The sequence below is a fragment of the Neobacillus sp. DFD-2R genome, assembly GCF_057747865.1.
The window spans coordinates 3,812,183-3,835,747 of record NZ_CM173228.1 but is presented as its reverse complement, the minus strand read 5'-3'; the positions used below and the strand labels follow the sequence as shown (position 1 = coordinate 3,835,747).

The 23,565-nt window shown below is 36.4% G+C and carries 24 protein-coding genes; 19 read left to right on the top strand and 5 right to left on the bottom strand.

Annotated features, from left to right (window positions below; all coding sequences use genetic code 11):
- Nucleotides 1-135: 135 nt before the first annotated feature.
- The 4 genes from AC3ANV_RS19155 to AC3ANV_RS19140 all read left to right on the top strand — a co-directional run bounded on the left by AC3ANV_RS19155 (nucleotide 136) and on the right by AC3ANV_RS19140 (nucleotide 3,501).
- Nucleotides 136-924: a hypothetical protein gene (locus tag AC3ANV_RS19155; protein WP_488310272.1), complete on the top strand. Its 789-nt coding sequence runs from the start codon at nucleotides 136-138 to the stop codon at nucleotides 922-924.
- A 114-nt stretch (nucleotides 925-1,038) separates the two neighbouring features.
- Nucleotides 1,039-1,806, top strand: a complete 768-nt coding sequence (locus AC3ANV_RS19150) for a L,D-transpeptidase family protein (RefSeq protein ID WP_488310271.1) — start codon at nucleotides 1,039-1,041, stop codon at nucleotides 1,804-1,806.
- Nucleotides 1,807-2,057: 251 nt separating this feature from the next.
- Nucleotides 2,058-2,660, top strand: a complete 603-nt coding sequence (gene yyaC, locus AC3ANV_RS19145) for a spore protease YyaC (protein ID WP_488310270.1) — start codon at nucleotides 2,058-2,060, stop codon at nucleotides 2,658-2,660.
- 157 nt (nucleotides 2,661-2,817) lie between these two features.
- Nucleotides 2,818-3,501 (top strand): GntR family transcriptional regulator, encoded by a 684-nt coding sequence (locus AC3ANV_RS19140; RefSeq protein WP_488310269.1) that lies wholly within the window; start codon nucleotides 2,818-2,820, stop codon nucleotides 3,499-3,501.
- Nucleotides 3,502-3,545: 44 nt separating this feature from the next.
- Here the strand turns inward: AC3ANV_RS19140 and nadX are convergent, their stop codons facing one another.
- Nucleotides 3,546-4,352, bottom strand: a complete 807-nt coding sequence (nadX, locus tag AC3ANV_RS19135) for an aspartate dehydrogenase (protein WP_488310268.1) — start codon at nucleotides 4,350-4,352, stop codon at nucleotides 3,546-3,548.
- A 631-nt stretch (nucleotides 4,353-4,983) separates the two neighbouring features.
- Here nadX and AC3ANV_RS19130 point away from each other — a divergent pair.
- Nucleotides 4,984-6,432 carry a hypothetical protein gene (locus AC3ANV_RS19130; RefSeq protein WP_488310267.1) on the top strand — a complete coding sequence of 483 codons (1,449 nt, stop codon included), beginning with the start codon at nucleotides 4,984-4,986 and terminating at the stop codon, nucleotides 6,430-6,432.
- Nucleotides 6,433-6,731: 299 nt separating this feature from the next.
- Nucleotides 6,732-6,995, top strand: coding sequence for a hypothetical protein (locus AC3ANV_RS19125; RefSeq protein ID WP_488310266.1), 264 nt, complete (start codon nucleotides 6,732-6,734; stop codon nucleotides 6,993-6,995).
- A gap of 172 nt (nucleotides 6,996-7,167) precedes the next feature.
- Here the strand turns inward: AC3ANV_RS19125 and AC3ANV_RS19120 are convergent, their stop codons facing one another.
- Both AC3ANV_RS19120 and AC3ANV_RS19115 read right to left on the bottom strand, forming a co-directional pair.
- Nucleotides 7,168-8,550, bottom strand: a complete 1,383-nt coding sequence (locus AC3ANV_RS19120) for a hypothetical protein (protein ID WP_488310265.1) — start codon at nucleotides 8,548-8,550, stop codon at nucleotides 7,168-7,170.
- A gap of 405 nt (nucleotides 8,551-8,955) precedes the next feature.
- Nucleotides 8,956-9,300, bottom strand: a complete 345-nt coding sequence (locus AC3ANV_RS19115; RefSeq protein ID WP_488310264.1) for a hypothetical protein — start codon at nucleotides 9,298-9,300, stop codon at nucleotides 8,956-8,958.
- A gap of 398 nt (nucleotides 9,301-9,698) precedes the next feature.
- Here AC3ANV_RS19115 and AC3ANV_RS19110 point away from each other — a divergent pair, with 398 nt between their 5' ends.
- The 9 genes from AC3ANV_RS19110 (at nucleotide 9,699) to AC3ANV_RS19070 (ending at nucleotide 16,649) form a co-directional block, all read left to right on the top strand.
- On the top strand, nucleotides 9,699-10,031 hold the full coding sequence (locus AC3ANV_RS19110) for a 2Fe-2S iron-sulfur cluster-binding protein (RefSeq protein ID WP_488310263.1): 333 nt from the start codon (nucleotides 9,699-9,701) through the stop codon (nucleotides 10,029-10,031).
- Between the two features lie 61 nt (nucleotides 10,032-10,092).
- The gene (locus AC3ANV_RS19105; RefSeq protein ID WP_488310262.1) at nucleotides 10,093-10,863 is read left to right on the top strand and encodes a creatininase family protein; all 771 of its coding nucleotides are present in this window, start codon (nucleotides 10,093-10,095) and stop codon (nucleotides 10,861-10,863) included.
- A 264-nt stretch (nucleotides 10,864-11,127) separates the two neighbouring features.
- On the top strand, nucleotides 11,128-11,859 hold the full coding sequence (locus AC3ANV_RS19100; RefSeq protein ID WP_488310261.1) for an iron-containing redox enzyme family protein: 732 nt from the start codon (nucleotides 11,128-11,130) through the stop codon (nucleotides 11,857-11,859).
- Between the two features lie 202 nt (nucleotides 11,860-12,061).
- Complete coding sequence (locus tag AC3ANV_RS19095; RefSeq protein WP_488310260.1) at nucleotides 12,062-13,525, top strand: aldehyde dehydrogenase family protein; 1,464 nt, start codon at nucleotides 12,062-12,064, stop codon at nucleotides 13,523-13,525.
- Nucleotides 13,526-13,552: 27 nt separating this feature from the next.
- Entirely contained in the window at nucleotides 13,553-14,032 is a 480-nt protein-coding gene (locus AC3ANV_RS19090; RefSeq protein ID WP_488310259.1) for a GlcG/HbpS family heme-binding protein, read from the top strand.
- A 132-nt stretch (nucleotides 14,033-14,164) separates the two neighbouring features.
- Nucleotides 14,165-14,761 (top strand): chromate transporter, encoded by a 597-nt coding sequence (locus AC3ANV_RS19085; RefSeq protein ID WP_488310258.1) that lies wholly within the window; start codon nucleotides 14,165-14,167, stop codon nucleotides 14,759-14,761.
- The gene (locus AC3ANV_RS19080) at nucleotides 14,758-15,297 is read left to right on the top strand and encodes a chromate transporter (protein WP_488310257.1); all 540 of its coding nucleotides are present in this window, start codon (nucleotides 14,758-14,760) and stop codon (nucleotides 15,295-15,297) included. The genes AC3ANV_RS19085 and AC3ANV_RS19080 overlap by 4 nt, the downstream gene beginning before the upstream one ends.
- Before the next feature lie 50 nt (nucleotides 15,298-15,347).
- Nucleotides 15,348-16,037 (top strand): GntR family transcriptional regulator, encoded by a 690-nt coding sequence (locus AC3ANV_RS19075; protein ID WP_488310256.1) that lies wholly within the window; start codon nucleotides 15,348-15,350, stop codon nucleotides 16,035-16,037.
- A gap of 264 nt (nucleotides 16,038-16,301) precedes the next feature.
- Nucleotides 16,302-16,649: a 2Fe-2S iron-sulfur cluster-binding protein gene (locus tag AC3ANV_RS19070; RefSeq protein WP_488310255.1), complete on the top strand. Its 348-nt coding sequence runs from the start codon at nucleotides 16,302-16,304 to the stop codon at nucleotides 16,647-16,649.
- Between the two features lie 361 nt (nucleotides 16,650-17,010).
- Here AC3ANV_RS19070 and AC3ANV_RS19065 read toward each other — a convergent pair whose 3' ends face one another.
- Entirely contained in the window at nucleotides 17,011-18,198 is a 1,188-nt protein-coding gene (locus AC3ANV_RS19065) for an acetyl-CoA C-acetyltransferase (protein ID WP_488310254.1), read from the bottom strand.
- A gap of 598 nt (nucleotides 18,199-18,796) precedes the next feature.
- Complete coding sequence (fabG, locus tag AC3ANV_RS19060) at nucleotides 18,797-19,531, bottom strand: 3-oxoacyl-[acyl-carrier-protein] reductase (protein ID WP_488310253.1); 735 nt, start codon at nucleotides 19,529-19,531, stop codon at nucleotides 18,797-18,799.
- Between the two features lie 448 nt (nucleotides 19,532-19,979).
- Here fabG and AC3ANV_RS19055 point away from each other — a divergent pair, with 448 nt between their 5' ends.
- The 4 genes from AC3ANV_RS19055 (at nucleotide 19,980) to AC3ANV_RS19040 (ending at nucleotide 23,490) form a co-directional block, all read left to right on the top strand.
- Nucleotides 19,980-20,384 (top strand): polyhydroxyalkanoic acid synthase subunit PhaR, encoded by a 405-nt coding sequence (locus AC3ANV_RS19055; RefSeq protein ID WP_488310252.1) that lies wholly within the window; start codon nucleotides 19,980-19,982, stop codon nucleotides 20,382-20,384.
- Nucleotides 20,385-20,475: 91 nt separating this feature from the next.
- Nucleotides 20,476-21,219, top strand: a complete 744-nt coding sequence (gene phbB / locus AC3ANV_RS19050; RefSeq protein WP_488310251.1) for an acetoacetyl-CoA reductase — start codon at nucleotides 20,476-20,478, stop codon at nucleotides 21,217-21,219.
- A gap of 67 nt (nucleotides 21,220-21,286) precedes the next feature.
- Complete coding sequence (phaC, locus tag AC3ANV_RS19045) at nucleotides 21,287-22,375, top strand: class III poly(R)-hydroxyalkanoic acid synthase subunit PhaC (RefSeq protein WP_488314275.1); 1,089 nt, start codon at nucleotides 21,287-21,289, stop codon at nucleotides 22,373-22,375.
- A gap of 257 nt (nucleotides 22,376-22,632) precedes the next feature.
- Nucleotides 22,633-23,490: an alpha/beta fold hydrolase gene (locus tag AC3ANV_RS19040; RefSeq protein ID WP_488310250.1), complete on the top strand. Its 858-nt coding sequence runs from the start codon at nucleotides 22,633-22,635 to the stop codon at nucleotides 23,488-23,490.
- Nucleotides 23,491-23,565 lie beyond the last annotated feature (75 nt).

The window sequence follows — 23,565 nt, the reverse complement described above, 5'->3', positions numbered from 1 at the left end:
GCTGTATGCCTCAATTGCTCTTCACACTTTCCTTATAGTCTTTTTTATCCATTCACTTTATTCATTAACTCATATATTATAAATAATAAAAAATTATCCCCGTAAGCCGATATTTAGAGGGAAAGGAGGAGCATTGTGAACACAGAACAGGCTTTTGTATTGTTAATGGAAGCTGGACTTACTGAAGATAGTAGTATTCAAACAGTTAGACGTTGGCTGCGAGAAAGAAAGATTAACTATGAGGGAACAGGACTTCGGAAAACAGGATACATACTTGATGATACAGATCAAGCTTTAAATATGTTAAAGGATGCAGGTGTAGCTGAAAGTTTTAGTGTTCAAATTGTCCAACGCTGGCTGAGTGAAGGTAAGATTAAAACCATAGGGACTGGGAATCGGAAAACCGAATATAGACCGGCTGAAGCAACCTCTAAGCGGTTTTTAAATAATCCTACCGATGAGGATAAGATCATTCGTCAATTAAAAGTAAGAATAAAAGCACAGGATGAGCATATAAAAGGGATCGAACAGCTTCATAGGACTTCAATAAATACCTTAACCCAGCAAAAAGATAAATTAAATAGAGAAATCTTCATCCTGGAAAATGAGATAAGTGAATTACAAAGGGAAACTAAGAAGTTACTGAAAGAGAATATTGATTTACACAATGCATTATTAAAATTAAAAGAAGAACTTTCTAAAGGAAATACAAGCAACCCTGAAAAGAATCAGGCCTCATATCCACCTAAAAAGATTGATTATCGACAAAAATTAGGACTTTCAAAAGCGGCGAGCCCTAAAGAAGTTTTAGCAGGCTATAAAAAATTATTAAAAATGACACACCCCGATCAAGGCGGCAACGCAACAGCCTTTCATTACATTAAAACCGACTATGATCATTTTAGAAATAGTATCAAGGAATAATAGATTCATCGACCTCAAGACACTGTAATATTTTTAATAAATTGTAATTTGGACAATCCCCTCCGACATAGGATACACGGTCAGTGATTTATATGTCACATTGGAGGGATTAGATTGGCGAAAAGATGGTTTATTATTTTTATTTTTGCTTTTCTTTTGTTTTCGGGTTTTAGTGTAGGTGTTCCCTCTGGTTCAGCGGCTACTATCGGAAAATTTATTATCATTAACAAGGAAAACAACAGACTGGCTTATTATGAAAACGGACAGTTGAAAAGAGAGTTTAAAGTCGGAACAGGGAGAAGTCAATCGTTAACACCTGAAGGCAAGTTTAAGATTGTGAATAAAATTGTAAATAGGCCTTACTATACGGGACACATCCCGGGAGGAGACCCTCGGAATCCTCTTGGTAACCGATGGCTTGGTTTGAATGCCCGTGGAACATGGGGGACAACATATGCGATTCATGGAAACAACAACCCCGGCTCTATTGGCGGGTATGTGAGCAGCGGCTGTATTCGGATGTATGATAATGAGGTAGAGTGGCTATTTAATCAAGTGCCAATTAATACCCCGGTTATAATCACTTCTTCGGGGAAATCCTTCAACTCGATTGCAACAGCCTATGGATTTAAAGTAACAGGTGGGCCTGGTACACCTTCAGTTCCTGTTGCTACAAGTGAAGGAGTCCTTAAAAGAGGAAGCCGTGGTTCTGCTGTACAAGAGCTTCAGCGCAAACTGACCTCTCTTGGCTACAATACAAGAGGGATAGATGGGATTTTTGGGATAACCACAGAAAATGCAGTCCGTAATTTTCAAAAATCCCGTAAATTAGCCGTAGATGGTATTGTTGGACCTGCAACGAAAAAAGCGCTGGGAATATAATAGTAAAGAATACTTTTAACAATTTAGTTGCTCAAATTAATGAGCAGCTTTTTTTGTTTATACGGTAAATCACATTTGTATGAGTTCTAATGATAGGTCTATCCCTATTCCATTCAAGAATATATATATGGTAGAAAAGTCTGGATTTTCAAATAAAGCTTTGTTAAATTTGAATATCCGGATATCTTTCTATAGTTGGCTGATCTCTAAACTCTATAGGCAGAAAACAAATAGAGGGGAGTTAGATCAATATGTGGCCTTTTGGAAACAAAAAAAAGATTAAAGAAAAGGGTGAAAGGTCAGATTATATAAACGTACATGAAACAACTGAAGTAATTGAAATTGAAAAAATGGCAAATAAACTTAATGCGGTACTTAACAATCCTTCTAAGGAGATTATCTTTTTATGTATTGGTTCAGATCGGTCAACAGGAGATTCACTCGGACCATTGGTTGGAACGATGTTAAAAGAAAAGAATATACCATTTCCTGTTTATGGAACATTGCAAGCGCCGGTACATGCGTTAAATCTTAAAAGGGTTTTGAAGGATATACAAGATTCGTATGAAGACCCTTTTATTTTTGGGATCGATGCCTGCTTGGGGGATGAAAGACAAATAGGCTTTATCTTTATAAAGGAAGGAGCATTTATTCCAGGGAATGCTCTAAATAAAGAATTACCTAGTGTAGGTGATTACCATATGAAGGGAATTGTAAATTATCTCGATCCGTTGTCTCCCATGCAGTCTTTAAATAGTACTCGATTGTATACTGTATTAAAAATAGCGGAAATAATGACAAAGATTATTATTCAAGGTGTATTTTGGACCGGGGGAAATGACCAAGTGAAATAGATGTCACTTATAAAAACGTTGCAAAAGTCAATCAGAGACATTTCAATCCAGCTTATTGGTCTCTTACTATGGATATATATTCCAAAATAATTGATGTTAGCAAAGAAATTAAGTTATAATTACTACATTGTATACCAAGTAGAAAGAGGAGAAAAAAATGAGCAATAATTGGACGGAGGAAAATCTAATCTCGATACGAGAAAGGGTTTATCTTCACATTAAAGATCTAATTTTAGATGGTGAATTTAAAACAGGTGACCGTCTTGTGGAGCGGGAACTTGCAGAAAGATTGAATATCAGCAGAACGCCTATTCGTGAAGCTTTATTTAGATTAGAATCACAAGGGTTTGTAAAAACAGTCCCAAGAAAAGGTGTTATTGTCTCTGATATTTCGGAGAAGGAAATTATTGAAGTGTTTACCATTCTTTCATCTCTTGAGGTCTTAGCTGCAAAATTAGCTGTTCAAAAGTTAGATGAAGAAACAAAAAGTAACTTTATTGCTTGTATTAAAAAGGTGGAAGAATGCCTTCGGGATAAAAAAGAAGCTGAATACTCTGATTTACATGCTGAAATGAATTATCTTTTATACAGTTCTGCAAAGAATTCAAAACTGTTTGAAATGCTAAGTGGATTAGCGGATTATATACGAGCATTTGCAAAGGTTGGTTTTAAAAAACCAGGAAGAGCAGAACAGTCAATGGAAGAACATGTAAGAATTATGGAGGCAATCATTAATCAAGAAATGGAAATGGCAGAGTATTTGACTAAGATCCATATTGAAAATTCTAGAAAGACTTACATGGAGGCTGTCAAGCAAGGAAAAGATAAGGAAAAACAATAATATGAACAAGAAAGAGCTAGTAATAGCCCTTTCTCCATAACAATTTATACCCCTATAACAACAGGTGAGGTTAAGCTTTTTAACACCTTTGCCACACTCATCGCTACAATTGGACTGGATTTAGGATTTTGAGTAAACGGTATATTTTGAACAGATACTTCAACTTTACCAAAAAAGCCCCTTGCCTGTATGGTATGTGTATTACACTGAATTGTGGGATCAACATAAACTTGAACTTTCGTTTTTTCGAATCCTATTCCAGCAAGACTTAATGTAGCGGACACATTTACATTTTCGGGAAATAATTTCGAAGCTTCTCTCGCATTACCATCAAATATACAATATGGTTCGGCAATCGTTTTTAAATCAACTTTTTCCTCAGCGATTGTCCCATACCAGCTTTTGGCAGGTTTCCTAGTAATAAGTGTAATTTCTTCGATTTCTCCTAATACCCCGGCGGCAATTCTATCTAAACCAGCGATAGCAGCAGAAGGAATAAGTATTTGCTTATTATTTTCTTTCGCTGCCTTTTGTAATTTTTCATAAAAGTCCATATTTGCTAGAGCACCTACCGAAAGGATCATCAAATTACTTCCGTTTGCTAAGGCTTTTTCACCGTAAAGCTGTAAAGCATGATGACCGGCCGCTTCAATGATGATATCCAAATCTTGATTAAAAAACACATCTTCATCGGTAGTAATCGTAAAATTATGCAGGGAAGACTCCATTGAACTTCGCTGGTTTCTAACTAGAATAGCCTTTAAATCAATATTTCCTGCCTGTTTTGTTTGAATTAAATCGCCAATACTCTTTCCTAGCGTTCCATAACCAATGATCCCGGCTTTTAGCATTTCTAATTCACCTCATAATTATTTTGTAAATTTAGAATCATATAATTGAATCTCTAATCTAATGGGTAAAAAGTAATATGTAAAATTGGTATACTATATACTGATTTTTCTCTATTTTACTGAACTACTTGTTCAAAGACAATAATAATATTTTGAATATAAAAAAATATCTAAATTTTTAAAATTGTTTTGCAAGTTTAACACTTTTAATATATTATAAATTATAAGCTACCTACATTGGGAAAAGGGGGGTGTTGATTTTCTAAACAAATAAACAAGAATATGATGTTTATCTCGGATATTAATAGGGACATGCTTTTGGTATAACTAACAATTTGTTTGACTGATGTAGGAAAGATTCATTTTAGCAAGAATCATAAGATGTGCATAACTTTATTTTATTTTGGTATACAATCCACAAAATACAAAATTCGCAATATTAATTAAAAATTAATTTGGTGAAATGATCTCCTATTTTCCTAATTTACCATTAAATGGACTAAATGATTGTGAATGGGTAAATACATAGTCTTCGACGATAAATATCACAAAAATTACCTCATCCTACAATCCTTTTCAAAAAACCTAAATGAAAAGAGCTTTAGATTTTATCAAATGATGGAGGTAATATATGGAATTAACAGTAGCTCATTGGATGTATCTAATTGTCACTGTAGCTGTAATTGTTATCATGCTTTTTAGAAAAGGTATCGTTTTACCTCTTATAATTGGTACCTTTTTAGTAGCAGCAGTGTATAAAGGAAGTCTTATTGCAGGGTTTCAAGCAGTCTTTAACGCTAACCTCGTTGCCGCAAAGGAGCTATTCAGTATTTTCCTAATAATTTCTATCATGATAGGTCTCCTTAATTCTTTGAGGGATTTAGGGGCGGATAAAAGGATGGTCGTACCAATACAAAAAATAATGGTAAACGGTCATGTCTCTTATCTCGTTTTAATGGTCACAACCTATGTGATTTCGCTCTTTTTCTGGCCAACCCCGGCTGTTCCGCTAATTTGTGCATTGTTAGTTCCTGCTGCAGTGAGTGCAGGATTGCCGGTCATGACATCAGCAATGGTTATTGTCATTGCAGGTCAAGGGATGGCACTTTCATCAGACTATATAATGCAAGTAGCTCCTATGCTAAGTGCGAAAGCTGCAGGTATTGATAAATCCTTAGTTTCGGATAAGGCATTCATTCTTTCTCTTATTACTGGTTTAAGTTCTTTAGCCATTGTGTATGTGTCACATCGAAAAGCTATTTCTAAAAAATCCGGATCTGTAAGTGACTTAAATAAAGAAGCAACAGCATTCTTTGAAGTAGCTGATGAGCTGGCTGCTACGGTAGAAGAAAGTGCTGAAATTATCCAAAGAAAAGCTACGTGGGGAAAAATATTTGCTATCATTGTGCCTTTAGCGATGTTAGGTGTAATGATTTTCATGTTCCAAACCAAGATTGGCGGCGGTTCCGGCTTTGAGGGAGGGGACGGTGCAGCCTTTATTGGTGGAGTTGCAACCATCCTATTAATTTTGGCGACTATTGCCTTTAACCGAATTCATGCACTTGATAAAATAAGCGATCATATTACCGAGGGTTTTGTTTTCGCATTTAGAGCAATGGCTCCTGTAATTCCAATTGCAGGCTTCTTCTTTATGGGAAGCGGGGACTTTTCAGCTTCTATCCTTTCTTTAGGTGACAAAGCAGCTAAACCGGCCTTTCTATTTGATTTGATCCAAGCAGGTCAACATTATATTCCGCATAACCCAATATTTGCAGCAATTGGTATATTGATTGTTGGAATGATTACCGGATTAGATGGTTCCGGATTTGCAGGTCTTCCTTTAACGGGCGCTTTGTCCGGAGCATTAGCGCATGGAAGTAACCTGGATCCTTCAGTTATGGCAGCAATTGGGCAGATGGGGGCGGTTTGGAGCGGTGGAGGGACTCTTATTGCATGGTCTTCTCTTGTAGCTGTAGCAGGCTTCTTACAAGTATCACCTTTAGAATTGGCCAGAAAAAACTTTATTCCCGTCATTTCTGGACTTCTGCTTGCAACTATCTTAGCAGTAATAATTTGGTGAATTTTATCATACAAAATAAAGCGTTTATGTTTTGTTAGAAATATGGGGTTTTCCAAAAGTTGTTAATCCATAACTTTTGGAAAGCCCCTATTTTTTAGAAAAATTATTAAAGCAGTTGTGGCAAGGTTTTTAATGAAAGGTAAAGAGGGAGAAAAGATGAGACAAAATAAAATCGGATTGGTGGGTATTGGTAAATTGGGGTACCGCAATGATGGCACACTGGAATAAAAATAACATCGCTATAGGGGTTTTTCACCCTTTCAGAACAAAAGCAGAACAGTCTGTTCAACCATTTAACAATGGGGGAACTCTATCATTATCTTGGGATGATAAAAATTGATAGTGAAGATTGTTTAACTCAAGTAAACAAATTGGCAATCTTTTTAGCAGTAAAAACAGCTATTGAGATAGAGGATGACTTTGCAAAAAAAGGATTTTCTCCACACTATGTTAAACGAGCGTTGACATCCATTGCTTCTGAAGTGATACGTGCCTATAGTGGAGGGAGCCTAGGACACTTTGCAATGGAAATTGTTACGGAAATTAAAAAGAATTATAATTAACTATTTCAAATATAAGAGGCTGTCCAAGATTGATATATTTTGAGCAGTCTTTTCTATTAGGTGTTATTAAGAGGAATTCGGTATATATAGATGTAAAAAAGCAAAGCTAACTCATAAACCAATCAACCAACGACCTTACAAGTTAGCTGCCCACTTTTCCTAAATCCAAACTTTACGCAAATATCAATTGTAATACTAGTAAATACACCATGACGCAGCCGATATAAAGTCCTGTGAAAATTAAATTCCAATTCGACACTTTATATGAACTTTCCTTTACTATGCTTGACATTAGTCCTAATGTGGCATTATAAGGGCCTACCAGAAATGCAGACACAGCCCCTGCTAACATAGCAACTGTCAAAATATGCGGTGAAATACCTATAACTTTTGGATCTAATCCTTCAGTCATTAGTGCCAGTGACACAGCGGGATGAAGACCTAGGAATGCAAAAGCCAAAGGAATTAAGGGTAACAAAATCAAAAAGATGTCTACACCTGCCACATGAATAAACTTTGTAATCCAGCCTGATAACGATTCATTAGCATGAGAGACGTTAATGGTTGAGATAAAAAAACCTGCAGATAAATAAATGAAGAATTGATCTTTCATACTATAAGAGAACGACTGAAAATGCTTAAGTAAATGAACAGCAAACTCTTTTCCTTGTTTTAAAAATATCGACCAAGTAAAGGCAAATGGGATGACCAGTAAGGATACAAGAATTAAGAAGGGATAAGGAAATATTTTCTCTACTAGTGAAATGGCAACGTTGAAGATAATGATGGCCAGCAAAATTTGATAGACTCTGCCGGAGCGGTCGTTTTGACCGGGTTCTATTGTTGCTGCAGTTTCATGGACGGATCCACTCTTATGGTTTTTATTGATTAATTTTGAATTGCGTGATCCTATATACCAATCCAATCCCATTCCCACTAAGCTTAAGGGCACAACATAAGGTAGAATGGATACCCAGCTGACTCCTGTCATTGTAATGACAATTCCAACAATTGGGGTAACAGGTGCCCATAATAAAGGCATTGCAAACCCTCTGGTAATGGCTCTGCTCATGAATCGTTCTTTATTCTGTACAGGAATGATATTTAAAGCAGGCCTTATGGAGAAGTAAGTCATGGGTAAGGTTGCAAGATTCATAAAAATACTAAAAAAATACGATATTGCGGAAGTAATCATATAAAGATGCCCGGAGGTCTTTACTCTTTTTTGAATAACCGTTTGAATACCTCCGCTGTAGCCGCCTAATTTAATGGGTATACCTAAAATCGGTATTAACGTAAACATTGTAAGCAAGTCAAGCATGGGACCAAAGGAAAGAATGTATTGATGTAATGGAGCACCGCTTGTCCATAGTAATAGCAAACCAAGAACTAAGAAGGTACTTCCCAATAATTTAACAAATCGTTTTGCTTCGAACCATGTACATAATACAATAAAGAAACTTAAAATCGATAAAAGTACGCCAATATCCAGTTGAGGCAAAAGCACAGAAAATAAATAAAATAAAATCACTAAAAAAAACATTAACCTCAGCATATCATCACCTAACACTTTCTAACCCGGTATACCAAACGTGGATTTTTATAATGAAATAGTCACAAATCCGTCATATTTACTTAAAAATTTGGTATTTGGTATACAATTTTGTTGTAAAATTTTTTTCCTCATAATACAATAAGAGTAACAAATAAACTCATTAATTAGGGGGAATTAAAATGTTTAACTTTTTATTTGGATCTAAAAAAGCTGCTACAAAGGCTGAGAGAAAATTAGCTTCGTTGAGAAAAACACTTAAATTTTAATATTTCTTCTTTTATTATTTAAACCGTCACTTTAAGTGGCGGTTATTTATGTTTTTTAAATATAAAAATACTTATAATACAAAAACCGGAGAGATGCCGATGCTCTCCGGACTTTTAAATTGAACACCTTTTTTAATCCCTATACACCTACTTCATCGGACTTTATTAGGCTGGAGTTAACAGAATCCTCGTTGTTACCCGACGCCTTCACGATCTCATTCAATTCCTCCCGTGCGGCTTCAATGGTCTCAAACTTTTCGAAGAATTTCACAGCAATATGGTTCACATATTCTTTTCCTTCAAATACTTCGAATAATTGAATTTTAATGTTTTCATCTAATACTTTAGCAATGGTGTATTTCGCTTTTAGTTTTTCAAAAAAATAGAAGTGATAGGTTTCTACCGGCTCTAAACCGTTATTGTTAAGTATGGTTTGAAAAGTATCCTTATTCGTTAACACGATATATTTTTCCAATCTGAACACTCCTTCTTATATTTGATAGTTTTTAGGTCGTTATCTGCATTAGCTGCCGTAAGCGTTTATCGTATATCCAGGAAGCTAAATATAGTTTTGCATTGTTAAACAAGATCACCTCTTCTTGTGGGACATTGTATACCAAATTACTTATCTGTAGTTTATCTCATGCTGTTAAAATGTTCAATATTATATTCTAATTTTTTAGAAAATTATTACTATTTCCTTTAAGAGGCAATTAAAGGAATTAAAACTGCATTTAATTAAGGTGAAGAATTTTTAGTTGTATTTAGGTCAAATCAAAAAAATGTTAGGAAATCAAAAAATCTAGTTTACTTCTCCAGTAAAAAGATTGTATACTTCAGGAAAGTATCGAAATTTTCTGAATAAACAAGGAGGGATATATTTTGCCAAAAGTTATTCTTCATGTTGATGGAACTGTAGTGGAACAAGAAGTGAAGGAAACTGCTAACTTAGTGGTACTGGCGGCCACTCGTCAATTTCCTATGTTGAAGTATGGATGCGGAATGGGTAGATGTACAAAATGCACCTGTCAAGTGATAAACGGCGCAGAAGCATTAACTCCGCCGAATTGGAAAGAAGTAAAAATGCTGGGTGAAAAGGTGAATGACGGTTACCGTTTAACTTGCCAGTTAACGATTCAACAGGATATTGAGATTTCCCAAGAAAACATTACGATCGAAGCCCCTAAGAAGCAATCAGCTATCCAAACTTCATAGGGATATATTTTTTAAGTTTTAATTGGTATACGAAATACAATATGAAAAAAGGAGAGTTCTGATGGATTGTTATAATCTTACCGGTATGACATGGAAGGAAGTTGAAGAATCGCTAAATACGGTTCAGCTTGCTATTGTACCAATTGGGGCCCACGAACAGCATGGTCCACATATGGTAGAAAGCTGTGATGCCGTACTTGCTGAGAAAATGGCGCAAAAGCTAGGTCAAAGAATGTTTCCGTTTGCTTGGGTTACTCCAACTATTAATATGGGGGTTTCGCCGCACCACTTGAATTTTCCGGGAACCATTTCATTGCAGCCAACGACGCTGATCGCGATTCTTAAGGATGTAATCTCATCTTTGAAACAGCATGGTATAAGTAAGTTTTTACTTTTAAATTCACACGGCGGCAACCAATCTACTTTAAATGTTGCATCTATGATACTAACAAAGGAATTGGAGGTAGAAATTTACTATGCTAAAACCACCGCATCTGCTAAGAAATCTATCGGGAACTTTATTCAATCACCATTATTTGGCCACAGCTGTGAACGTGAAGTTTCAGAAGCATTGTATTTAGCACCGGAACTTGTCAGGCCGCAGAACCTGGAAAAAGGTGATATTCAGGAAGACGGAAGATGGAAGCAGCTAAGGCCGGGTAAAGCTATCCAAGGATTCTATTACTATGAAGAAATGACCAATAATGGATGTATCGGGGATGCTACAAAAGCAAGTAGGGATATAGGCCGGCAAATTGTTGAGGAATCGCTGGAGAACCTTACTGAAGAGCTCCGCAAACTCTTAAACTTAAAAATAGATGTACATTTTTAAGATAGTCTGCTAAAAGGTAGGATACTATGAATTTGTTATTTTTAAAACAAAATTATTAATCTTTTAAAAATTCTAAAAATTTTGTTTACAAACAAAATAAAATAAGATAATATTTCATTAAAGGTATACCAAATAGAAAAAAAGTTAGCTTTAAAAGGTGTTGAAGTGCAACATTTTTTTATTTTTAAACTATTATGGTATACAAAATATCAAATACCAGCAAACAAGAGAACCTACATAACAAATAGAGGAGGAGAATAAAAAATGCAAGAATTATTATCTAAAGATGAGTTTCGTAAAGAATTAGAGGAAGCAATTAAAGGAAACCATAGCCAAAAGGCCCCTTTTACAGTAGCTTGGGCTGAAGGTAAGCTTGAAAGAAAACACTTTGCAAGATGGGCAGAAAATCATTACCACTATGTTGGGCCATTCGCTGACTACTTAGCATATATCTACCACAATACTCCAAGCGATCCAAAATTTGAAGCTGCAAAAGATTTCACATTGCAAAACATGTACGAAGAAGAAATTGCTGCAGACCGTCATACTGATTTACTGATTCGTTTTGCAGAAGCGTGCGGTACTACCCGTGAACGAGTGATGAATCCGGCTAATATGGCTCCAACTACGTTAGGGCTTCAAAGCTGGTGTTTTGCTGTTGCAGCCCGCGAGCATTTCGTTGTTGCTACAGCAGCATTAGTTGTAGGGTTAGAATCTCAAGTTCCTGATATTTACCGGAAGCAGACTCCTGCTTTAAGGTCACAATACGAATTTACTGATGAAGAGATTGAATTCTTCGATTTACACATCGTCTCCGATGAAATTCATGGTGAACGCGGTTTCAAAATTGTTCTTGACCATGCAGATACTCCTGAATTACAGCAGCGCTGTCTGGAAATTGTCCGAGTGGGTGCTAAAATGCGCCGTATGTACATGGATGGTCTATGGAGAGAGTATCTTGAACAGGACCTTGGGTCTTTAGTCCAAACTCAATAAAACTCAAGTTATAAAATTATATACTATTGATTGATGAGGGGTAACTTCCTTTTGAAATCGTCTCTTTTCCAGGCCGTCATATAAATCTTGTCAATTCGAGGTTCTAAGTGACGGCTCATTTTTTATTTAAACAGGGTAGGCGTTTCAGTGATTTGTATAACTGTAAAATTTTTGAACGAAATAAAGGAAAAAAGGTGATCGTTTGTTAACTACAAAAGTTGAGACTTTCAATAACTTTATCGATGGTGAATGGCGGGAATCAGTGAGCAACAAACTGTTTTATAGTGTAAACCCTGCTAATACTGAAGATATTGTCGGGGCATTCCAGGCTTCAAATCAAAAAGATGTAGAAATAGCGATTGAAGCTGCTTATAATGCATTTCCGGATTGGGCTAATACAGCCCCTTCTAAACGTGCTTCCATCTTAAATAAAGCAGCCGGTATTTTGGAACAAAATGCTGATAAATTCGCCGGGGAATTAACGAGGGAAGAAGGAAAGCATGTAACGGATGCCAAGAATGAAGTAATTCGATCAGCTCAAACTCTTCGGTATTATGCAGTAGAGGGACAAAGCATCACAGGTGAAACCTTTCCAAATGATGATCCTGCCATGAAGGTTTCTACGGAGAGAGAACCGATTGGAGTTGTAAGTGTTATTACTCCTTGGAACTTTCCGCTTTCTATTCCTGCCAGAAAAATCGCTCCGGCTTTAATCACTGGAAACACTGTTGTTTTTAAGCCTTCATCAGATACTCCATTAATCGCTTTACGTCTTGTTGAAGCATTACATCAGGCAGGTATTCCTAAAGGCGTCATTAATTTTGTGACGGGAAAGGCTTCCGATGTCGGGAATCTTTTGGTAACCCATCCTGCTGTTAGGGCTGTTACGTTTACAGGATCAACAGCTGCAGGTGAAGATATTCACAAAAAATCGTCTTTTACAACCCGAACGCAGATGGAGCTTGGAGGAAAAAATCCGTTAATTGTCATGGATGATGCTGATATCGATTTGGCTGTTGACTTAACGGTAAACGGGGGCTTTTCCTTAACAGGGCAGGCATGCACTGGAACAAGTCGAGTAATTGTTATCGAAAAAGTGAAAGAACAGTTTGTCCAAAAACTAATTGAAAAAACCAGTGCGCTTAAAATAGGAAATGGTTTTGAAGCGGGTGTAAAAATCGGCCCTCTGGCAAATGAAAAACAAATGAAAAATGTCTTGAAGTATATTGAGTTCGGCAAAGAAGATGGAGCAACGTTGATTTATGGCGGTGAGCGACTAACAAAAGAGGAATTTCAACAGGGATTTTATGTACAGCCGGCGATCTTTACGAATGTAAAACCTGATCATCGAATTGCAAAGGAAGAGATTTTTGGTCCTGTTGTGGCTGTGATAGAAGTAGGTACATATGAAGAAGCCATAAAGGTTGCCAACGATGTGGAGTATGGATTATCTGCTTCTATCGTTACCAATAATCTGAAAATTGCAAACAAATTTACGAAAGAAATACAGGCCGGGACTGTAAAGGTTAATCGCACAACAACCGGTAACCTAATCAATGCACCTTTTGGAGGCCTCAAAAAATCAAGTACATCTACATTTCGTGAATCCGGAAGAGTTGGTTTGGAGTTTTTCACTCAATTGAAAACCGTATATATTGGCTATTAAACTAACAAAACTTCGAGGAGAATAGATATGAAAACAGCCTTAAAATTAGAATTAGAGGAAGCAAAATTAATGATTGAAGCAGCAAAGAAAAAATCAGAAGAAATTAAAGTGCTTGAAACGATTGCAATTGTGGATGAGGGAGGAAACCTGATTGCACTTGAAAGGATGAATGGGGCGCGAATAACCGGACCTGAAATTGCCATTGCCAAAGCTTACACAGCTTCCGGCCATAAACGATCTACCCATTTATTTAATAAAGAACCAAACGGACCTGCACTTCCGGGAAATGAAGCATTTGGCATTCAACAGATGCTCCCGGGCAAATTCGCTGTTTTTGTTGGAGGGTTCCCAGTCGTTGTTAATGGTGAAGTGGTTGGTGGAATTGGTGTAAGCGGCGGTAATGGTGAACAGGATACAGCCGTAGGAACGGAAGCACTAAAAGCTTTGCAGAAGCATTTGGAAAAAGTTGGACTGGAAGTCATCACAGAAGCAGATATAAAAAAATAAGAATTACCGGACCTAATTCATTAGATTAAGGATCAGTAGGAGGGGGTCCGGTTTAAGAATTTTTATCTCTTACTGATGATTAAATCTAGTTAGATGTAATGGCTGGTTGGAATTAGAAAGGGGAGACTCGGATTGAAACCCTATGTTGAATTATCAATTGGATTTGCCCGCACGGGTGTTACAGGTTATGGGGGAGGTCCTTCTACCATACCGTTGATTGAATTCGAGGCTGTTCAAAAATATAAATGGATGACGGAGGAGGAATTTGGGGAAGTTTTGGCACTAGCAAATACAATGCCAGGCCCGATTGCCACAAAAATGGCGGCGTATATCGGCTTTAAGGTAAAAGGAAGCCTGGGTGCTGCTGTGGCGATCTTGGCCCACATACTTCCGTCTATTATTGCCATGATTGGATTGTTAGGAGTGCTTTATTCGTTCCGTAACTCACCGATTGTAAGTGGTATGGTTCAAGGTGTGACTCCTGTAATTGGGTTTATGCTAGCGGAGATGGCCTATCGTTTCTACCAAAATGGCCGTAAAGGGCTGGGTTTATCGAAAATGCTTTTATTATCTGCCGTTTCTTTATTATTTATCCAATTTCTTGGGGTGAATCCGGGTATTTTAATTGCCATTTTTCTCATATCTGCCTTTTTCATTGCCTATCGTAAAGAAAAGTCGTCTCTCACTAGCTCTAAAAAAGTGATTCAAATAAAGGAGAAAAGCTCATGATTTATTGGCATATATTTTGGTCCTTTTTTATTGCTAATTTATTGGGGTATGGAGGCGGTCCTGCAACCATTCCATTAATTCAAAATGAGGTAGTTAATCATTATAACTGGATGACTTTATCGGAGTTTAGTAATGTATTAGCGATTGCGAACGCTTTACCTGGACCCATTGCAACCAAAATGGGAGGCTTTATCGGGTATCAAATGGGCGGGATTCCAGGTTCGATCGTGGCATTGGCCGCTACCATTTTTCCATCAGCCATTGCCGTTATTTTATTGTTTAAGTTTGTGAATTTATTTAAAGATTCACCAAAAGTAAAGTTAATGACAAAATCAGTGCAGCCGATTATTGCTGTATTACTCGGAGTAATGGCTTACCAATTCTTTTTATCAGCCTTTGAAAAAAGTGGCGCACTTCACCTTGTCCTGTTGACTGTACTCAGCTATTTCACCTTAAGTAAGATGAAGGTTCATCCTTCTCTTGTCATTATTTTTGCGTTATTTTATGGCGGGATCCTTTTATCCAAATCTCAGTAACTCTTACAGTATTCAATCAAACAAATATCCTATAAATAGCGGGTGTAATTATGGAAACAATGTGGGAGGAAAACAATCTATTATCAATTAGGGAACATGCTTATCTATATTTAAAGAAGACCATTCTTGAAGGTGAATTTCAGGCCGGTGACCGTCTAATAGAAAGAGAGCTTGCAGCAAAATTGAAAATTAGCCGTACCCCGATACGGGAGGCTTTGTTCCGGCTTGAATCTCAAGGATTTGTAAAAACCTTACCCAGGAAAGGTGTTGTCGTCACTAATATTTCCAAAAATGAAGTAATTGAGGTATTTACGATTCTTGCCTCTTTAGAAGTGCTTGCGGTAAGGTTAGCAGCGCAAAGGATGGATAACGAAACGCAAAAAGAATTGGATCAAAAAATAAAAGAACTGAAGGAATTGGAAGAACAAGGTGAAGAAAACTTTAATTTTGAACACATTCAAATGAATCGTCTAATTAATAAAGCATCTAAAAGCCCAAAATTATTTGAAATTCTTTCCGGGCTAATCGACTATATTCATATGGCTGCAAATATGGGATACGAGACACCGGGAAGAAGGAAAGTATCATTAAAGGAACATATTGATATCATGAAGGCACTTCGTGATAAGGATGTGGAAATAGCTGAGTATTTAATGAGAATTCATATTGAAAACTCAAAAAAGGCCTATATCAATTATATAGAGACTTTAAAAGATAAACATAATAAAAAGAATAAATAAAGCAGGCCACTGGTTTACAAGTAGCCTGTTTTATTTATTTATTTTTATTCCTGAAGGGATACATCTACTAAAGGTATAACATTGAATGTTTATTACTTTTTTTGCTATGGACCGCGAAATTTGACTCTTAAACTAAAAATTAAACTTGTAATAATTTCAATAGAATAAAATAGTTATAATATTTTAAATATTATATATTGTCCAAAAAATAAAAATATGGTATATTGTATACCAAATAGATAAATTGACGGGAGGAATTAACACATGCCAAATATACGGTTCATAAATAGCAAAAAACAGTTTGAGGTACCTGAGGATTCAAACATTTTGAGAATGTCACTTCGTTATGATGGAGAGCTTCCGAACCGATGTGGAGGAGGAATATGCGGAACTTGTGTTTTTAAGACAGAAGAAGGTGCGGAATATTTAGATAAAGTAAAAATACAGGAAAAAAGAAAATTAGGTGAGGAGTGGTTGGAAAAAGGTTATCGTCTCGGATGCCAGACGTTTGTGACTAATGGGGATATTGCGATTTCATGGGATATGGAGATTACTGAGCAAGTGAAGAAAAGAAAGCCGGATCATCTTAAGAAGGAAGTGTCTTCCACTTAGAAAAGACTTTTTCTTTTTTGATTTTGAAAGTAAGTGTTTCGGTTAAATATTAATTTAGGGGTGAGATTATGTGGGTCTGTACCACACATATGAGAGAAGCACTGACATTGTTAGAAACTCCCCATATTAGCAAAGCTTCCTATCAAATTAAGTGTTCCCTTTGTAATAATCGTGCGTTTGCAAAAGTTTATTATACTCACCAAACTTACCAATTTACTAAAAAAAATTCATGTTTTCTTCATCAAGAACATCCTGAAAAAAAGATGTGAAAACGCCTCCTGAGGATTCTTTGGAAAGGTATAAAAAAACGAGACTCCTTTCTTAAGGAGTCTCGTTTTGAGTTTAGTTTCTCAAAAGTAAATTAGGCTTTTTCTATGATTGTTGCTACACCTTGGCCTCCGCCAACACATAAGGTAGCTAAACCATAGCGATTTTCTCTTTTCTTCATTTCATGAATTAATGTTACCAAAATTCTGGCTCCGCTAGCACCAATTGGATGACCTAGTGCAATCGCACCGCCATTTACATTTAATTTTTCCTTATTAAAATGCAATTCACGGTCAACTGCAATGGATTGGGCAGCAAAGGCTTCATTTGCTTCAATTAAATCAATCTCTTCCAGTGATAAAGAAGCTGCTTTAAGAGCTTTTTTGACAGCAGGGACAGGACCGATTCCCATAATGCTTGGATCAACACCTGCAGTTGCATTTGCTTTGATGATGACTAATGGTTTAACGCCTAATTCTTCTGCCTTTTTACGGCTCATAACGACGAATGCAGCGGCACCATCGTTTATCCCTGAAGCATTACCGGCTGTAACAGATCCATCTTTTTTAAATGCAGGACGAAGCTTTCCTAAGCTTTCTGCTGTTGTTCCAAAACGCGGGAACTCATCTTGGCTGAATACAGTTACTTGACCTTTTCGTCCAGGGATCTCAATAGGAACAATTTCATCAGCGAAACGATTTGATTCAATCGCTGCTTGAGCTTTTTGCTGGCTCCAAGCGGAAAATTCATCTTGTTCTTCACGGGAAATTTCATATTTTTCAGCAAGGTTTTCAGCTGTTATTCCCATATGATAGTTATTTTCAGCACACCATAATCCGTCCTGGATCATGCTGTCTACTACCTTCTGATCGCCCATCTTATATCCATTACGGCTGCCGATTAACAAGTGTGGAGCTTGACTCATATTCTCCATTCCACCTGCAACAACTACTTCTGCCTCACCTGCAAGGATAGCTTGTGTCGCTAAGTGAACGGCTTTTAAGCCTGATCCACATACCTTATTTATGGTCAGGGCCGGTGCTTCTTGTGGCACGCCGGCAGCTAGGGAAGCTTGTCTTGCCGGATTTTGTCCTGCTCCTGCTTGTAAAACATTCCCCATAATGACTTCATCTACATTATTAGGAGTAATTCCAGCTCTTTGAATGGCCTCTTTTATTACAGTTGCCCCTAGTTGAGTTGCAGAAACATTTTGCAATCCCCCTAGAAAACTTCCGATTGGTGTTCTAACCGCACTCACAATTACAACTTCGTTCAATGTCATTTGAATCTCCCCCATGATGATTATTATCTTGGCAATAATTCCTCCCATATAATACTACATTTGGTGGATTATTTATTACTAATTATTCGACAAATTCAGAGTGTTTGTTTTATTGCTTCAATAGCCAATTGTGTTTTAAGACACATTATTTTGTCTAAATAAAAGAGGCAGGAATACATTTATCCGCTGTACTTTTGAGTTGGAAAAGCTAGATTTGAAAAGGAAATAAGGTGATTTTGAATAATGTTACTTACAAAAATTGATAACATAATATTATCCACTATATGTAAATTTTTACTATGCAGAACTTTATAATATTTTAGCAAAATTTGTAGAAAAATAATTAGGGAATGAGTTTCTTTTCTATAAGATACATTACGCAGCTGTCCATAAAAGGTATTCAACAGATGAAATTAGTAATATAGGAATATAATAGTAAAATAGTAATGGGTTTTGAAAAAAGCAAAAAGGGAGTAAATCATCTTCGATTGATGTTTTCTCCCTAACAGTTAAACTTGGCTGAAACTAAAGTGGTTTATTCTAACTGGAAGTATCCGGAGGAATCACACGGACACTTTGGGATAAGGAACAATCCAGTCTAAATAACTAAACCACCATCAACGCTTAAAACAGTTCCGTTTATATAATTTGCATCATCAGAAGCTAAAAATAGGTAGGCAGAAGCAATATCTTCCGGTTTTCCCAGTTTCTTAAGAGGAGTTTTTTCCTTCATCAAAGTTAGAACCTTTTGCGGTACCGCTGCAGTCATTCCTGTTTCAATGAACCCCGGGGCAACTGCATTGACTCTAATCCCCTTAGGTCCAAATTCTTTTGCCCAGCTTTTTGTCAGTCCGATAACTCCGGCCTTCGTCGCAGCATAATTTGTTTGCCCAATATTCCCATATATACCGATTACGGAAGATGCGTTAAGAATGACGCCCGAACCCTGTTTCAACATGATAGGGGCTACGGCCTTTGTACATTTAAAAACACCTGAAAGGTTTACGGAAATGACTTTTTCCCAATCAGATTCCTGCATCTTTGTTAGAAATCCATCAAGTGTTATACCGGCATTGTTTATTAATATATCAATTCTGCCATGCTTTTCGACAATGGATTGAACCATTTCATCTATCTGGGAGCTTTCCGTTACATTAACTTTAAAAAAGTCTACCTTTTCATCGTTCAATTCTTCTAAAGCAGCCTTACCGGCAGATTCATCATAATCACATATAACGACATTTGCACCTTCCAATAGAAATTTTTTAGCAGTCTCTTTTCCAATCCCTTGTGCTCCGCCAGTAATTAAAACGACCTTTTCAGTAAACTTCAAATTTCCCACCTCTTTTTGAATTCTATTAATCCGGAAGACATAAGAGCATCAGCCAACAGTTAGGAAAATCTTTACTTTTCGGTGAAAGGTAGAACCGTCCTAGGGTACAAATAATCAAAAATTACCTACAGACAGTAATCAACCAATCATCCTTTAAAACAAGTATTATCCATTTGCTACCTAATACTATTCTTTCAATAACAAAAAAAGAACTGTGGAAAAATCGTCTATTTTAACATATAGCTTTTCAATCCTGATAGAAATCTTACAATCATTGAATTTGACCAATTTCTTTGTAGAAAGTCTATATATGTAAATGACATAGAAGGGAGACTTTTGTCGAAATATGCAATAATATTTTTTGATAATTTTTAATGTTTCTTCTTTAAATGTTCCGAGGATGTTAGTATGATAAAAAAGTCGAGAAAATAATCAAGGAGGAAAAAAAGTGAGCCAAGACTATAAAGTATTTGAAATTTGGAAAGATTTTTATTCCCAGTCCACCAATTTATTTGATGAGAAAGTGAAGGAGTCATTCCCTTCCGAAGGACTTGGACAAATTTTAGACATGAATCTACAAGTTAAAAAACTGATGGATGAAACTACAGAACGTTATTTGCAATTTGTGAATGTACCATCTCGAAATGACATCGCAAACCTTTCATCCCAGATTGTCAATGTAGATGCAAAAGTTGATAGTTTAGAAGAACTATTAGAAGAAACATCGGATACACAAGGAAGTAAAGTGTCATTTCAACGTGAATTGACCGACTTAAAAAAGGATATGAAAAGTTTAGATAATAAGATGAATCAGATCCTTACATTGTTAAAATCTTCAGAGACAACAAAATAAAAATTGTTTTACATAAAAAGTTGGATTAACAACAAAAAACGAGCATTCTTTGAATTATTACTACAAACTAAACTAGATGAGGTGTGCACAAATGACAGAACTAAAGAACAAAGTAGCAATTGTGACAGGTGGAAGCAGAGGAATTGGTGCAGCTATAGCATTAGAATTGGCTAAAAACGGCGTGAATATCGTGATTAACTATAATAGCCGTAAAGAACTAGCAGATAAAATGGTTGCAGAAATTAATGAGTTTGGCGTGGAAGCTCTAGCTGTACAAGCTGATGTTTCAAATAGTAAGGAAGCAGCTAACCTTGTAAATGAAGCAGTTAATCATTTCGGCAAAGTAGATATTCTAATTAATAATGCAGGAATTACAAGAGACAGTACATTCAAAAAGCTAAGCGAAGAAGACTGGAGAAAAGTAATCGATGTCAATTTAAACAGTGTGTTTAATACTACTTCTGTTGCTTTACCTAGCCTTCTTGAATCAGATGCAGGCCGTATCATCAATATTTCGTCTATTATTGGGCAAGCCGGCGGGTTTGGCCAAACGAACTATGCAGCAGCAAAAGCGGGACTGATTGGTTACACAAAATCACTTGCTTTAGAGCTAGCTAAAAGCAATGTAACAGTTAATGCAATTTGCCCAGGATTTATTGGAACCGAAATGGTTCAAGCTATTCCTGAAAAAGTCCTTGAAGGAATTGTAGCTAAGGTTCCACAAAAACGTCTAGGAAAACCGGAAGAAATTGCACGCGGTGTAGTTTTCTTATGTAAAGATGGTGCCTATATCACTGGTCAGCAATTAAATATTAACGGCGGACTTTACATGTAATTGTCATGATGGAGCAAGTCTCTCAATATAGTAAAGAATAACTAAATAATGTAAGGAGTGAGCAGTCATTAGCGTTCTTGTTGATAAAGAATGGGAAGAGTTTGCCGAATTTGTCCCACAGGAGTATAAACAGCTATTTAATCGTGTAAAAAGAGCTACTGAAGTGTTAACGACCGATGCCGAGCCGGAAATAGGACCAACACCGAAAGAAGTAGTTTGGACAAAAAATAAAACAAAGTTATATCGGTATATATCGGAACAACCGAAAAAACATAAAATTCCACTTCTCTTGGTTTACGCTCTAATTAATAAACCCTATATATTAGATTTAACTAAGGGTGGGAGCTTAATAGAGTATTTGGTTAATCAGGGTTTTGACGTCTATCTCCTTGATTGGGGTACACCGGGTTACGAAGATAGGAATATGAAACTAGATGATTTTATTATGGACTATATCCCACGGGCGGTTCAAAAAGTAATGAAAAAATCTAATGCTGACGAAGTTTCCATTCTTGGTTATTGCATGGGTGGTACAATGACGTCTGTATTTGCTGCATTACACCCGGAACTTCCGATCCGCAACCTTGTCTTTATGACTAGTCCGTTTGATTTTGAAGATACTGGCTTATATGGTGAAATGCTGGATGAGCGATACTTTAATATTGATAAAGTAGTAGAAACTCTTGGTGTAATTCCACCTGAAATGATTGACTTTGGAAACAAAATGATTAAACCGATGGCAAACTTCTATGGGCCATTTGTTAGTCTTGTTGATCGTGCTGATAATGAAAATTTCGTAAAAAGCTTTAAATTGCTGCAAAAATGGTTAAATGACGGTATTCCATTCCCTGGTGAAGCCTATCGTCAGTGGATCAGAGATTTTTATCAAAAAAATAAGCTAATTAATGGGGAACTAGTTGTTCGCGGTCAAAAGGTTAAACTAGAGAATATTACTGCTAATGTGCTCAACTTAGCAGGCCAAAATGACCTTATAGCCCAACCCCATATGGTAGAAGCATTGATGAATGCTATATCCAGTAAAGATAAGCAATTCAAAAATTTACCGGTTGGTCATACGTCGATTACATTTGGAAGTAAAGCTTCAAAAATAACGTATCCAACCATATCCGACTGGTTGGCTGAACGGTCTAACTAATAAAATAATAGCATAATTCTCGATGATTTCTTTCAACATGTGTGGGTGCTCCAATACTATTACTATTGGAGCACTTATTTTTATTTTATGTGAATTTATTTTACCTTTCAATACGTACAACCTGCAGATTTTTTCCAGGAATAGAAGATAATAGTCGTTGTAATGTTAATTATATTTAATTTTCTGATAATTATCAAGAAGGAAAAACTATTTTTATGTAGAAAGCAGATAGTATTAAATTGAATGGGGGTATTTTTATGTTTTCTCCTAAATCAAGATTTGAAACAATTCATGGAATGGAAGTTCATTTTACAGAATGGGGAGATCCGGAGAAACCTAAGGTGATTTGTTGGCACGGTTTAACTCGAAATGGGCGGGACTTTGATATACTAGCTCGCCATTTAGCCCCAAAATATCATATTATTTGCCCTGATACGATTGGCAGGGGATTAAGCCAATGGAGTTCTTCCCCTGAAAAGGAATATTGTTTTGAAAATTACAGTAACCTAGCCATTGGATTATTAGACCATTTAGGAATTGAACAAGTCCGTTGGGTTGGAACCTCAATGGGAGGCGCCATTGGAATACGTATTGCCGGAACACCACTACACCAAAATCGCATTACCCATTTAATTTTAAATGACATTGGAGCAGGTGCTTCTGACAACGCTGTTCAAAATATTGAAGGCATTAAACGAATTATAAGTTATGTTGGGAATCCTCCACAATTTAAAACTTTTACTGACTTAAAAAATTATTATAAAAACATTTATGCCACATTTGGTCTCACGAATGAGGATGAATGGAATGATTTTACCCGGTTTTCTTGCAGAAGAAGAGATGAGGGTGGTATTAGTCCTGATTATGACCCGAAAATTGCTTTGCAATTTCAGCACACGGAAGATTTAAACTTATGGAATCATTGGGAAACGAGTCAATCGAAAATACTACTCATCCGAGGGGAAGTATCTGACGTTCTGCCCCTTGATGTAGCAAAAAAAATGGAGCAAAAATCAAACTGTCAAATGGTAACGATTCCAAAATTAGGCCATGCCCCGGCTTTAAATACAAAAGAACAAATCTCCATCATTGAGAATTTTCTGCAGCAAATTTAAATATAAAAGGAAGCAAAACAAGACCAAAATGGTCTTGTCAGATTGTCGAGAAAGGGTATTTTTCTCTGCAATTTT